The organism is Dyella flava (assembly GCF_016904955.1).
Lineage (GTDB): Bacteria > Pseudomonadota > Gammaproteobacteria > Xanthomonadales > Rhodanobacteraceae > Dyella_B > Dyella_B flava.
Genome location: NZ_JADIKE010000018.1, coordinates 38,312 through 51,690, shown reverse-complemented (window position 1 = coordinate 51,690; position 13,379 = coordinate 38,312). Strand labels below are relative to the sequence as shown.

General features: G+C 58.8%; 13 protein-coding genes. 6 read left to right on the top strand and 7 right to left on the bottom strand.

Annotation, left to right across the window (positions count from 1 at the left end; genetic code table 11):
• Positions 1 to 29 precede the first annotated feature (29 nt).
• Positions 30 to 572, top strand: coding sequence for a cytochrome P460 family protein (locus ISP19_RS00980; protein ID WP_204678650.1), 543 nt, complete (start codon positions 30 to 32; stop codon positions 570 to 572).
• A gap of 43 nt (positions 573 to 615) precedes the next feature.
• Here ISP19_RS00980 and ISP19_RS00975 read toward each other — a convergent pair whose 3' ends face one another.
• On the bottom strand, positions 616 to 825 hold the full coding sequence (locus ISP19_RS00975; protein ID WP_204678648.1) for a DUF7661 family protein: 210 nt from the start codon (positions 823 to 825) through the stop codon (positions 616 to 618).
• Positions 826 to 878: 53 nt separating this feature from the next.
• On the opposite strand from ISP19_RS00975, the gene ISP19_RS00970 reads away from it, so the two are divergent.
• Positions 879 to 1,703, top strand: a complete 825-nt coding sequence (locus ISP19_RS00970) for a TylF/MycF/NovP-related O-methyltransferase (RefSeq protein WP_204678646.1) — start codon at positions 879 to 881, stop codon at positions 1,701 to 1,703.
• Positions 1,704 to 1,893: 190 nt separating this feature from the next.
• Here ISP19_RS00970 and ISP19_RS00965 read toward each other — a convergent pair whose 3' ends face one another.
• Positions 1,894 to 2,310: a hypothetical protein gene (locus tag ISP19_RS00965; RefSeq protein ID WP_204678644.1), complete on the bottom strand. Its 417-nt coding sequence runs from the start codon at positions 2,308 to 2,310 to the stop codon at positions 1,894 to 1,896.
• A 97-nt stretch (positions 2,311 to 2,407) separates the two neighbouring features.
• Between ISP19_RS00965 and ISP19_RS00960 the strand changes: the two genes are divergently transcribed.
• On the top strand, positions 2,408 to 3,433 hold the full coding sequence (locus tag ISP19_RS00960; RefSeq protein WP_204678643.1) for an aldo/keto reductase: 1,026 nt from the start codon (positions 2,408 to 2,410) through the stop codon (positions 3,431 to 3,433).
• 113 nt (positions 3,434 to 3,546) lie between these two features.
• Here the strand turns inward: ISP19_RS00960 and ISP19_RS00955 are convergent, their stop codons facing one another.
• Positions 3,547 to 3,966 (bottom strand): hypothetical protein, encoded by a 420-nt coding sequence (locus ISP19_RS00955; protein WP_204678641.1) that lies wholly within the window; start codon positions 3,964 to 3,966, stop codon positions 3,547 to 3,549.
• Between the two features lie 432 nt (positions 3,967 to 4,398).
• On the opposite strand from ISP19_RS00955, the gene ISP19_RS00950 reads away from it, so the two are divergent.
• Positions 4,399 to 7,323, top strand: coding sequence for a bifunctional diguanylate cyclase/phosphodiesterase (locus ISP19_RS00950; RefSeq protein ID WP_204678639.1), 2,925 nt, complete (start codon positions 4,399 to 4,401; stop codon positions 7,321 to 7,323).
• Between the two features lie 90 nt (positions 7,324 to 7,413).
• Here the strand turns inward: ISP19_RS00950 and ISP19_RS00945 are convergent, their stop codons facing one another.
• Together ISP19_RS00945 and ISP19_RS00940 are read right to left on the bottom strand one after the other, a co-directional pair.
• A complete protein-coding gene (locus ISP19_RS00945; RefSeq protein ID WP_204678632.1) occupies positions 7,414 to 7,653 on the bottom strand; it encodes a hypothetical protein in 240 nt (79 codons plus the stop codon).
• Positions 7,654 to 7,973: 320 nt separating this feature from the next.
• Positions 7,974 to 8,537 (bottom strand): hypothetical protein, encoded by a 564-nt coding sequence (locus ISP19_RS00940; protein ID WP_204678625.1) that lies wholly within the window; start codon positions 8,535 to 8,537, stop codon positions 7,974 to 7,976.
• A 367-nt stretch (positions 8,538 to 8,904) separates the two neighbouring features.
• Here ISP19_RS00940 and ISP19_RS00935 point away from each other — a divergent pair, with 367 nt between their 5' ends.
• Both ISP19_RS00935 and ISP19_RS00930 read left to right on the top strand, forming a co-directional pair.
• Positions 8,905 to 9,369, top strand: a complete 465-nt coding sequence (locus ISP19_RS00935) for a GNAT family N-acetyltransferase (protein WP_204678623.1) — start codon at positions 8,905 to 8,907, stop codon at positions 9,367 to 9,369.
• 384 nt (positions 9,370 to 9,753) lie between these two features.
• Positions 9,754 to 10,953, top strand: a complete 1,200-nt coding sequence (locus ISP19_RS00930) for an FUSC family protein (protein ID WP_204678621.1) — start codon at positions 9,754 to 9,756, stop codon at positions 10,951 to 10,953.
• A gap of 70 nt (positions 10,954 to 11,023) precedes the next feature.
• Here ISP19_RS00930 and ISP19_RS00925 read toward each other — a convergent pair whose 3' ends face one another.
• Together ISP19_RS00925 and ISP19_RS00920 are read right to left on the bottom strand one after the other, a co-directional pair.
• The gene (locus ISP19_RS00925) at positions 11,024 to 12,706 is read right to left on the bottom strand and encodes a PQQ-dependent sugar dehydrogenase (protein WP_239556321.1); all 1,683 of its coding nucleotides are present in this window, start codon (positions 12,704 to 12,706) and stop codon (positions 11,024 to 11,026) included.
• Positions 12,707 to 12,916: 210 nt separating this feature from the next.
• Positions 12,917 to 13,267, bottom strand: a complete 351-nt coding sequence (locus ISP19_RS00920; RefSeq protein ID WP_204678619.1) for a helix-turn-helix transcriptional regulator — start codon at positions 13,265 to 13,267, stop codon at positions 12,917 to 12,919.
• Positions 13,268 to 13,379: the final 112 nt, after the last annotated feature.

Below are 13,379 nucleotides of genomic sequence, written 5' to 3'. Positions count from 1 at the left end.
CGTCTCGAACCAGAGAAGAGGGGCCGGATATGAAACGCAAGAGCGTCACGATTATCGTCACGGCTGCCGCATCATTTGCCGTCCTCGGAAGCATCGGGGGCATCGCGCTTGCGCAACAGGACAGATACAGCTTGACCGTCCCGAACGGACTCGCCTTCTCCGAGTTCAAAGGCTACGACGCCTGGCAAGATGTCGCGGTCAGTGAAACAAAGACCAGCGTGAAGGCGATTCTGGCAAACGATACGATGATCCAGGCTTACAAGGATGGCATTCCTGGCAATGGCAAGCCGTTTCCCGAAGGCTCCAAGATTGTAAAGATCGAATGGATCAAGAAGGTAAATACGAAGTCTCCGTACTTTGTTGAAGTACCCGACACCCTGAAGTCGGTCTCATTTATCGAGAAGGACTCGAAGCGCTTCCCCAACACGCACGGATGGGCTTACGCCCAATTCACCTATAACACCGCATCAAAGACGTTCAAGCCGTCGGTGACCGGTGCCGAGTGTGGATATAAGTGCCATACGACGGTGGCCTCGCAGGATTACATCTTCACCGCGTATCCGCCGAGGTAAGCGGCTGATTCGATAATCGGAACGGCTCGTTGGCGACAGACACTCAGGGCACCACATCGACACGGTCATCCGGGCCGGAAAGTTCATGGAAGACATCATCAAGAAATTGTGGAATCTCAGCTTCCTCCAGGTCTGAAGGAATGACGAAGTCATTGCTCAGCACCCGCTTCCCATCGGCGATGCGATAGATAACCCAGGCGCCTCCTTCACGCTTGATGTCTAAAAGGAATCGGCCGTAGACGTTAAATCGCATCGCTCCCCCTAAAGTCCTCAATCAAAACAGAGCCGGCCTATGTCGTGGTGGCTATGGCCATCGGCGGCGCTAAGAACAACTTAACATTTCAAACACGTGCCACCGCATGCTTCTCAGTATGCTTCGACCGCTGTGGGCCAAGCGAGCATACGGTCTTGCAAATGCGAGGCCACCTGAAAGTGAGCTTCTTCGCAACGGGAGGCAAAGCGATGAATCCACGGATCGCGAAAATTCTTAAAGAAACCCAATTCAACTCACCATTGCGGAGGTATTTCTTTCCGCGATACGCATACAACTTCACCCCACCGCAGCTTGGCTTCCTTTGTCAGTGCATCGAAGACACCAGGGATGTGGATGGAGCCATTGCCGAAGTTGGATGCTTCGATGGATCGGCCACGGTTTTCCTCAATAAATACATGGACGCGAAAGGCATCGAGAAAGATTATTTCGCGATCGATACGTTCGCCGGTTTCGTTGCCGAGGACGTCCGGGTCGAGGTGGATGACCGCGGCAAAAACAGAAGCATGTACAACGGCTTTCAATCCAACAAGCAAAAATGGTTTGATGGAACCATGGCGCAGAATGGCATCACGCGAGTCAGATCCATCCAGGCCGACGTCAATGAGTATGACCTGACCTCCCTCAAAAAACTTTCATTTTGCCTGCTGGATGTCGACCTGTATCGGCCCATCAAGAAAAGCCTGCATGAGCTGTACGAAATACTCTCTCCAGGTGGAATCATCGTGATCGATGATTGCGACCCTTCCAATGCATTCTGGGACGGCGCCGACCAAGCGTACAAAGAGTTCATGGACGAAAAAAATGAATCGCGACGCATTGTGCATAACAAGCTGGGAGTTATTCGAAAGATTCATTAGCGATATTCGAAACCCCTTGCTTACTGGACGCTCCTTTAAAGGTGACACGATATTTTTCAATGCTTTTGAGCCAGGTGGTGTCTGGGTTCGCATTCTTGTTCCGCATCAAACGGAATATCCGCTTTTGATGGCGGACTTGATCAGCCAAACCCATCCACTGCGTGACTTGCTTTCACATCACCATCACAGATTACCGCAGTTCGAAAACTGTGAACTTCTGCGCGAAAAAATGTCCGTTCCTTTTCGTCATCATCACATTTGATATGCGAAAAAAAGCGCGGTCGGTGACATGCCTTCTGGGGTTCCCCTGCTCCGGGAGTCTGCCGATCCAAGCCGCCGCAATGGCGGCTTTCTTTTTTGCCGGAACGGCAACACTTTGGTTCGCGCCCACGACCCATCCGGCGGACAGGCACATCTTTGCCGCATCGACAAATACGGCCGGGACGGGCATCGGTTGTTTTTCGGCGATAACGGCTACGGACTCCAGGGGCCGTTGGTCGCCAATTACCTGGCCAGCATCAAGCCTGCATCGGGCAAGCAGTAACCGGCCCTTGCACGGATAGCGAGGCCATCCGGCACGCTGCCTGGATGGCTTCATTTTTTGCATGATCCTCCAAAACCACCATAGGCTTACTTGAATTCAACTCTCACGCCGCTATGAGTGTTTGGTTATTGGCGCTCCCCATCATCGAGAGGATATTGCAATGGAATATCGGCGTTTAGGCGCATCGGGCTTCAAGGTGCCGGTGCTGAGTTTTGGTACGGGTACCTTTGGCGGCAAGGGTGACTTTTTCAAAGAATGGGGCAGCACCGATGTGGCCGAAGCGCGCCGCCTCGTGGATATCTGCCTTGAGGCCGGCCTCACCATGTTCGATAGCGCGGACATCTATTCGTCCGGTGCGGCCGAATCGGTACTGGGCGAAGCGATCAAGGGTCGTCGCGATCAGGTGCTGATTTCGACCAAGGCCACCTTCCGCTTCGACGATGCGCCCAACAACGTGGGTTCATCGCGCTACCACCTGATCAATACCGTCGACGCATCGCTGAAGCGTCTGGGCACCGATTACATCGACCTGTTCCAGTTGCATGGTTTTGATGCGATGACACCGGTGGAGGAAACGCTTTCCACGCTGGATGACCTGGTGCGCGCGGGCAAGATCCGTTACCTGGGCGTATCGAATTTCTCCGGCTGGCATCTGATGAAATCGCTCGCCGTCGCCGATCGCTATGGCTATTCGCGCTACGTCGCCAACCAGGCGTATTACTCGCTGATCGGCCGCGATTACGAATGGGAATTGATGCCATTGGGCCTGGACCAGGGCCTCGGCGCGGTGGTGTGGAGCCCGCTGGGCTGGGGCCGCCTGACCGGCAAGATCCGCCGCGGCCAGCCGCTGCCCGCCGTCAGCCGCTTGCACAAGACGGCCGACATGGGACCGCAGGTGGATGACGAATACCTGTATCGCGTGATCGATGCGCTGGATGACATCGCCAGGGAAACCGGCAAGTCGATCCCGCAGATTGCGCTGAACTGGCTGCTGCAGCGTCCTACCGTTGCAACGGTGGTGATCGGTGCGCGCAACGAGGAACAGCTGCGGCAGAACCTGGGCGCGGTGGGCTGGAACCTCACGCCTGAGCAAGTGGCGAAGCTCGATGCGGCCAGTGATGTGACGCCGGTGTATCCGTACTGGCACCAGCGTGGTTTTGCGGAGCGTAATCCGCCGCCGGTTTGATGTGGCTTGCGGCCTGGGCCTGATCACTCTTCCCATCCAAAAGGGAGGGGCTTTTCGCGAGTGTGGCCCCTCACCCCAACCCTCTCCCCGAAGGGGAGAGGGAGCACTGCGGGCTAGAAACCGTGGCTATACATCGAGCCCCTGGTTATATCACTGGACTGCAACGACCCCATATTGCCCGGCACGTTTTCATCGACGGTCTTGTCGGCCTCCCAGGCATGCAGAAAGTGGCCGCTCTTGTCGAAAACCAACAGGGAAGAGACGTTTTTCTCGATCGTCCTGGGGATGTTGGAGCCGACGGAAGGCACCCTGTCATCCGGCACCTTGATCCTGCTTATGTACTGCAATTGCTCAGTGCCGTCCGGTTCCTTGCTGTCCTGAAACGGCGCCCCGAAGGTCGCTTTGACCTCGGCGATGGTCGTAACGCCCGGCTTCAAGGTGGACAGGGCTTCCTGATCGACCCGTTTGCTACCCGTTGTAGCGCAACCTGCAAAAACCACCACGGCAAGCGCCGTTGCCAAACCCTTTTTCATTGTTGTTCCCTCCTGTAGTCCCTACATAAGGCCCGCCCGAGCAGGCCATCTCCTCCGCGCATCATCACTACTCGCAGCATTCCGGGCACATGCCTGAAGTCATGCTGCAAGGCGCAATGCCTTTTCGATGGTTATGCAAAAGCGCACGGGAACCAAGTGCCATTGGCCCTGAAAAAGAATCGAATTGGCCGCTTACGGCACCCCTGCCATGCCGGCCAAGCCTCACCTCTTCAACCCGGCGCAATTCACGCTATGCTGATGCCGCAATACAGGGGCGGCGTTTACGCCATTCACATCAAAAGGCTTAAGGCCCGGCGGGCAGCGACCGATACATCAGTAATGTGTCGACGGATTCAGCCTCATTCGCGCCTTTTCACATTTTCTACACAACAGGTACTCGTTGATAGGTGGCATTCCGATAGTTAGGTGGCCATGAGCCGGACTCTTCCTATCCAAGCAAGACCCGCCAGTGAGCCGGAACATGCGGCTTGGCTCGGCCGCCTTATCGAAGCCACCACCCCCGAAGAAGTGGGGGCGCTTATCGAAGCGCTGGCTCGAGAGGAGGCCGGTTGTGCCCGTGCACAAGTGCTGTGGCTGAATCCCTATGGCAGCCACCAGCATGCCACCGGTTCCAGGCCGCCCTATATCGAAGAGGAACTGGCCGGGGATGCGCTGCGTACGGGTGAAGGCCTCCATTCGCCGGATGGCCGGCAATTTGCCCTGCCCTTGCTCACCCAGGAGCAGGTGGTCCTGCTGCTTGAGCTCAACGGCGAAGCCACCGCCAGGAACATGCTGGCGAACATAGGCCCATGTCTGCGGCTGGGCATACGGCAGCTCTATCACGCGATGAAGCTTGCCGACCTCTACGATTCGCATACCCAGCTGGAGCACTCCGAAAACCTGCAACGCGCGTTGTTCGCAATCTCCGATCTGTCCGGTTCGAATCTCGACATGCCCGACATGCTGCGCGAGATCCATCGCATCGTCAGCGGGCTGATGTACGCCGAGAACTTTTTCATCGTGCGCTACAACCCCGAACGCGACACCATGCGTTTTCTGTATTACGCGGACATCAAGGACGAAAACCAGCCCAGTTCATCCGAAATCCCGCTTGAGGAACGCCGCTACACGCTCACTTGGTATCTGCTCACCCAGGGCAAGCCGATCATGGGCAATGACGAGCAGCTCACCCAGCAGGTCAACGGTCCGCTGGTCCTGTCCGGTCCGGCCAGCGACGACTGGCTGGGCGTACCCATGCAGCACAACGGCAAAGTGCATGGCGCACTGGTGGTGCAAAGCTACGCTACCGGCCTGGTTTATTCGCGGGACGATTCCACCCTGCTCGAATTTGTCGGCAACCACATCCTTACCGCGCTGGAACGCAAGGAAAGCAAGGACGAACTCGAGCGGCGCGTGCGCCAGCGCACCGAGGAACTGGCCGAAGTCAATCGCGGCCTGCGTCAGGAAGTGTACGAGCGGCAACGCGCCGAACACCTGCAGGAGGCCCTGTTCCAGGTCGCCCAGCTCGCCACCGCCGACATTGACGAAAACACCTTCTATGAGCGCGTGCATACCGTCGTCGGCCGCTTGCTGGACGCCAAGAATTTCTTCATCGCCCTGCTTAGTGACGATCGCACCAAGCTGGATTTTCCCTATTACATGGACACCGGCGTACGCCACACCCTGAGCCGCCCGCTTGGACGCGGCTTGAGCGAATACGTACTGCGGCTGGGTGAGGCCTGGTCGGGTACTCGCGACGACATCCTGGTGCTGACAGAACGCGGCGAAGTCGTGCCGCACAGCATTGGCGACCCCTGCGCCTGCTGGCTGGGCGTACCGCTCAAGGTGGACGAGGCCACCATCGGCGTGGTCGTCGTGCAGAGCTACGACATCAATGCCAGCTACGGTGCTGCCGAAAAGGAACTGCTAGGTTTCGTGGCCTTGCAGATCGCCAACAGCATCTATCGGCGACGCTCCGCCGCAGCCCTGCACATGGCCAATCTCCGGCTGGAGCACCGGGTGGAAGAACGCACGCGTGAACTGCGCGCCGAAATCGCCCGCCGCGAACAAATGCAGCAACAGCTGCATCACCAGGTGATGCACGACCCGCTTACCGGCCTGCCCAATCGTGGTTATTTACGCGAGCGCCTGGACACCGTGCTCAGCACGATCCAGCAAGAGCCAAATCGCCGTTGTGCCCTGCTGTATCTGGATATCGATCGCTTCAAGGTCATCAACGACAGCCTTGGCCATCTGGCGGGCGATGAATTTCTGAAAGCCATCGCCATGCGATTGCTGACTCACGTGCGCGAGCCGGACATGGTGGCGCGCCTGTCCGGCGACGAGTTCGCCATCCTGCTTGAAGATATCGAAGTCACCACCACCGCGACGACCATCGCCAGCCGCGTACTGCAAGCCGTGAGCGCGCCGCTGCGTATTTCCGGCAAGGAACTGGAGCCCTCGATCAGCGTGGGTATCGCTTGCGGCGATCCCAGCTATCTGGACGCCGACGAACTGATCCGCGATGCGGATCTGGCGCTGTATCAGGCCAAGCAACTCGGCCGCAAACGCTTCGCCGTGTTCGATGAGGCGCTGGCCAAGGACATGGTCGATGTGCTGACGATGGAAAGCGAACTGCGCAAGGCACTGCGCCAGAATGAGTTCGAGCCCCACTTCCAGCCCATCTTCCGGCTTGGAGACAGCACGATCGTCGGCTATGAAGCACTGATCCGCTGGAACCATCCGCAACGCGGCTTGCTGAAGCCTTCGGATTTCGTGCGGATTGCCGAAGACAGCGGCCTGATCGAGGCGATCGACTGGCGCATGTTCGAATTGAGCTGTCGCCTGCTGGCGGAAAAAGGTCCGGCCGAGCCGTTCATTACCTTCAACGTTTCGGCGCTGCATTTGCGCCACGTCGATTTCGACACCCGCATCCTGAAAATGCTTGAACGCACCGGCCTGCAACCCTCCCGGCTGGTCACCGAGGTCACCGAGGGGGCCTTGCTGGATAACCCGGAAAGCGTGCGCGCCACGCTTGAGCGGCTACGCATCTCCGGCGTCGGCGCTGCGCTCGATGACTTCGGCACCGGCTACTCATCGCTCAGCTACCTGCATTCGCTGCCTTTGCGCATGCTGAAAATCGACCGTGCCTTTGTGCACGAACTCGACAAAGACGGCAGCACCAACAGCACCACCGTCGTCGCCGCCATCTTGGCGTTGGCGCATGCGCTGAACATCCAGGTAATCGCCGAAGGCATCGAAACCCAGGAGCAGTTCGACACCCTGCTTCGCATGGGATGCGAGATGGGACAAGGCTATCTGCTCGGGCGCCCCTGCCCGGTCGATCATTGGCTATAAGAGAAGCGCCAGCCCTTGGACACGGGGCCGTTCATCGATAACTCCTTTACTGCTTGCGGGCGCTGTTTTCGCAAGTAATGGCCGATGCTTTTACGGCCCCTTCGGATGCATCGCGGCGTGGTGATTCTTTTCCTTCACTTCACGCAGTAACTCCAGCACATGAGCCCGCTGTTCCTGCCGCTTCTTGTCCTGCGCTGCCAGCAGCTCCTGCCGCCGGGTCATGTGCACCGGCACCTGTTGGCGACCTGGGCGCATGACGCGCATCAAATAGTCGGACCAGGTGCTCAGATGCCATGGTGAGCGAGCATGTGGTGTGGCTTGAATATTCATGGATGGCCTCGACCGCATCGCAGGTTGGGGGCAGCTGCCTTTTTGCTGCCTGGACAATTAATGTGCGCTCCGGGTTGTTAGCCGACCGTAACGAAAGCGACTGTAGAGTAGTTAAAAGCTGCCGGTTTGATGGAACGGCATCGGCTGAATGGCGCAAACCCGTTGCCCCGGCAAAGGTGGATAGCCAAATGGCTGCTACCGAATGAGACAACAGGGCGCGACCACGGATACATTTACCTGCCGACAGCGCCCAGCCCCGGCACCGAAGGCAAACCGCCGTCCGGATGCTTCACACTCCACTCACATCAACACCTGCCGCATCAATCCCAGATACCCAACTGATGCGGGCTGGCATCAGGCGATTGCACCCGCACCAATCCGTAATAGGTGCCCCATTCGGCACTGTTGTAGTAAACCGTGGTGCCATCGGGTAACAACCAGTTCGCCGTCAGCGAGTAGAACCCATTAGGTTGCGTGTTGATTTGCACCGGTGGCTGCTGCGGCTTTCCGAATGCTTCTTTCAACCAATGGGTGTCATCTCCGCCGCCAGCCGTGCCATGTGTCTTGGCCGACACGCTCACCACCACGCCGTCCTTCAAGCCCACCACCACATCCGTGCCGCTCATGTAGCTGGGGCGATCTTCCAGCGGCACATTGACGATGACCTCTCCATGCGCCGGCAAGGCGCCGGAAGGTGTTACGCCTTCCGGCCACTTGAAGCATTGCTCGTGGTCATCGGAAAGATAAGCATCCTGCCGTTTAAGGCACTCGGGCATATTCAAAGGCTGATGCAAGGTAATGCCGAATACTTCGGCGGCTGAGCCGCGCGAACTCCAGCCGAGCACGACGACGGCAACCATCAGGCAGCAGTGGTAACGGCGCATGACATGACTCCTTCGCCTCGCGGCACGTACACGCTAACAAGCCGATACCCGCTCCGGCAGGGCCGAAAGTACTAGGCAGACAAAGCTGCTATCGCACTTCCGCAAGCGATGAAATCAACATCGCAAGTTCTGCGCAATGACCATCTCTTTCGCAAAATGGTGCGTGCTGCATGCCGATCCAGCGCAGCAGCCCGGCGTTGGCGTGACGCCTGACGTTGGCTTCCATCCACGCTACGCTATCCAGGCATTTCACCCTGCCCCGGATACCTTTGCATGATGTATCCCGCCTATCCCCGGAAGGACCGCCGCCAGGCGCTGAAAGGCCCCAGCGCGTTATTCCTGAGCAACCTGGTGCTATGGAGCCCCCATGCGCATTATCCCCGGTGACCTGCATGATCCACGCGTCATCGAGCTGCTGAATATCCACGCGACCAGCGCCCGCGCACAAACCGCACGCGGAAGTGCGCACGCCCTGGATATCTCCGGCCTGCAAACCCCGGATATCAGCTTCTGGGCAGCATGGCAGGAAGAGCAGTTGCTGGCGGTCGGCGCCCTGCGGCAACTCAGCGCAGAAGACGGCGAAGTGAAATCGATGCATACGGCGCAGTTCGCACGCCGTCTTGGCGCCGGTAGCGCGATGTTGCGCCATATCATCGACGTGGCCCGCGCGCGCGGATTTTCCAGGCTCAATCTCGAAACCGGTGCCTGGGATTACTTCATACCGGCCCGTGCGTTCTACCAACGCCACGGCTTTATCGCCTGCCCGCCATTTGGCGACTATGCGGCCGACTCGAACAGCGTATTCATGTCACTGGATCTGCGCGCATCCTGAGCCGGCCCGCTTCGGCCTATCATCAGCAAACCCCTAAGGATGCTCTGATCAATTCTGCGCAGGCGGCATGATGTCCAGAAGGCTCGCAGGCTGTGTTGCGCGGCGCCGGGAAGACTGGCTGTCTTGCCAAGACGCGCGGCACAGCCTGCGAGCCTTCTGGACATCACCCCGTCATTATTTAAATTCAATACGTTGGGGCCGGCTCTGTCCGCCCACATGCCTTCCTCGCTCCTCAAAGCCGAGTACATCCATGTACTCTCTCCGCGTACGGCCCGTCGTCTCGACAGACAGCCGGTCTGCCCTCGCCGACGGTCCTGCGGCCTGCGAACGGACAGAGCCGGTGACGCCTACGCAGAATTGATCAGAGCATCCTTAGGCCCGGCCATGACATCCAACGCGGCGGTAAGTGCACGCATAACCCGCTTCTTTCGCCAGAGCGCCAGCGGCCTGGGCGATGAACTGTCGCAGTTGCGGCCGACGGGGCCACGCGCACTGCTCTGTGCCCAGACCGTCTGCGCGGTAGTACTGGCGGTGTGGCTGGCCGACCTGTTCAACCTGAAGGACCGCTGGTGGGTCGCGATCAGCGCTTATGTGGTGGTTCGCGGCAGCCTGCATGTTTCCTGGTGGCGTGCCATTGACCGTATCGCCGGAACGTTGGCCGGCGCCGGCTTGAGTGCGCTATCGATAAGCCTGCTGCCACAATCCCAGCTGTTGTTTGCGCTGTTGCTGGCGCTGTTTGCAGGATTGGGCCTGTATCGCGCGATCGGTTCGCCACGCAGCTACGCGTGGATTCTCGGCACGGTGACAGCGCTGCTGGTGCTGAGCGAAGCGCATCAGCTGACCGGATTGAAAATCTATGAACTGGCCTTGCTCCGGGTGTGTGATGTCGCCACCGGCATCAGCGCATCGATGCTGATTCTCACCACGACGCACTTCGCCCACCGTGCGTGGCGCCATTTGCAAGCACACGATGACGAAGACGAATCAAGCGCCGCATCCCTTGTGCTTACGCCACCCGCCCAGACCGCCACCGCACTCGACCGGCACGACTGGAAGATGCGCAGGCTCCGCGCCCTGCAGGCCTTGCAAGGCGCGATCACCATCGGCGTGCTGGGCTTGTTTGCCTACCACCGCGATCTGCCTTCCTTTCCGCAGACACTGATCTCGGTTACGGCAGTGCTGCTGGTTCCGCTTCCGGCGCTGCTGCGCAAAAAGGGTGAGGACGATCTGGTCAGCCTGCGCATGGCCAATCGTGCGCTGGGCTGCATGACTGCTGCTTTGTTCGCACTGATGCTGCTGCCGATCATCGGCAATATGCCGTGGCTGTGCATGCTTACCTTGGCTGCGGGCGTGTGGCTGGCCGCGCATGTGCAAGCGGGTTCATCCGCCACCAGTTATCTGGGCACCCAGTTCGGCATCGGCTTCATCATGACTTTCGTGCAGGACCAGCGTTGGTCCACCGATGCATCGCCGCCAGCCGTGCGCTTGCTGGGGATTCTTATCGGCCTATCGGCGCTTACGCTGGTGATGTTTGTGACGCATCGGATCAGGCTGTGGATGATCGATAGATCGAGCGATGCTTAGATGCCTCAGCCCCGGCTCGCTCTTCCCTTTGGGAAGAGCGAGCACGCGTTGCAGGCACTAACTCGACCCCTTACTGTTTCGCTCCAACGTAATCAACGCGCCAGATCGAATTGGACCCATCGTCTGTCACCAACAGTGAACCATCCGGCGCTGCCGTAACGCTGACCGGCCGTCCCCACACGCGTCCATCCGGCAATACGAAACCGGTCAGGAAATCCTCGTATTCACCGGTCGCCTTGCTGGTGTGATGCCGCGGAATACGGATCACTTCATACCCCACACGCGTGGACCGATTCCACGAGCCGTGCTCGGCCGCGAACAGATCGCCCTTGTATTCAGCGGGGAAGTTATTGGCTTCGTAGAACGTGATCTGCAACGACGCATTATGTGGCTGCAAGATCACATCGGGCGTAATCACCTTGTCCTTCAACTCCGGATGCTTGCCCGCATGACGGGGATCCTGGTGCGAGCCCATATACCACCACGGCCAGCCATAGAAACCACCCTCGCGTACCGAGGTGATGTAATCGGGGACCAGGTTATCGCCCAGGCCATCGCGCTCATTCACCGTGGTCCAGAGCTGCCCATTGCCGGGATCGATGGCAATGCCGGAGGGATTGCGGATGCCCCAGGCGTAGATGCGCATGTGCGATCCATCCGGATCGAAAGCCAGGATATCCGCGCGATCCTTTTCGGCTGGCGTGGTGTCCGGATCGTCCACATTGGAGCCGGAGCCTACCGCGACATACATGGTCTTGTTGTCGCGCGAGAAAGCCACGTCACGCGTCCAGTGCCCTTCGCCGTGCGGCAAATCCACGATGTGCTGGGCTTCGCCACGCGCATGCAGGTCGCCGTTACGGTACGGGAAGCGGACAACGGCATCGGTATCGCCCACGTACACCCATTGTGGATTCGGCCCGAGCGGATAAAACGCGATGCCGTAAGGCCGGTTCAGGCCGGTGGCAAACACGGTGGTTTGTTGTGGCTTGCCATCGGCCGTCATGCCGCGAAAGATGCGAATCTGCCCATTGCCGCTTTCGGCCAGAAAAATATCGCCATTCGGTGCCACACGAATGACCCGCGGTGTATCCAGCCCATGGGCATACAAGTTGACCTTGAAACCCTTCGGCGCCAGCGGCAACACGCCGGCCGGACGTGGCGCCATGGTCGGCGCATTACCGGCAGACTGGGTCGCGTACGGCGCCGGCAGATCACTCAGCGTAATCTTGCGCACATTGCCGGGTGATTCGTAGCGGAAATCGGTAAACGGCGGCTGCGGTGGCGGTGTTGTGATCGCCGATCCAGCGCTGGTGTTTTGCAACGTGGGCGCCGCCTTTACGGTCGGCAAGGCCTTCAGATAAGCGACGATCTGCCAGCGTTGTTGTTCCGGCAACGCGGCCCACGACGGCATGCCGTTGTTGACTGCCCCCTTGGTGATAAACCAGAACAACGCGCCGTCACTCGCTTGCTGGGTGGCGCCATGTGCCAAGGCGGGAATATTGCCCGTGCCCTGGCCGGTGCCGCCGTGGCAGCTGGCGCAATTCTTTGCGTAGAGCTGCCCGCCTGCGCTGATCGCTGCGGGCTGGCCGCCATAAGGATTCGCAACGGCAGCTGCCGCACTCGGTACGTCATGAAATGCGGTGGTATCGGCTGCGCCACACACAGGACTCGCCAGCCAACCGAGAAAACCACTCAAGAGCACCAGACCGAGTGGACGGGACGACAAAAACAGCACGACAGAATGCTTAGCCATGACCCTTCTCTGATTACCGCGACGAAAGATGAGATGCCGTTTCCCCGTCATCGATCCCTGAAACAGGAGCAAGCATAGCGCCGTTGGATTGTCGGCCCGTGAAGATGGCAGGACGATGCCCAATGCTGCGGGAAAATTGCCTGATCGCCTGAATTGCCGGGCAATCGGATGAAAGGCTCAATCGCGCGGCGATCGAAAATAATTTCGCACTTATTTCGCTTTCGACGCGCCCTTGCCCGTTTTCAGCTTGGCGGTCTTCTTGCTCGCGCCCCGCTTGCGCGTGGAAAGCCTTGGCGGCCGTTCCTTGCTGGCCGACGACTTCAGGCGTTTCTCGTAGTTCACGGCAAAATCGGAAAAGGCCACGTCATAAACGGCGCAAAACTCGCGGACCTGCACCACGTCCACACCCCGGCGCCCCACTTCCACCGCCGACACATAGGTCTGTGGCCGGCCCAACGCGTCAGCAACCTCCGCTTGCGTCATGTCAGCCGCGCGACGCATATCAAAAAGCAGGTTCACCAGCTCCCTGTGCTCTGCTGAATGGATACCCTTCCGCTTCATAACCGTCCCTTGTTAGGCCGGCGACGACGTTATTACTCGTCCAACGGTTACGCGAAAATCAGCTTTTTACCTATTTTACGACTAAAGGAAAAACAACAAACTGTTGGCAGGC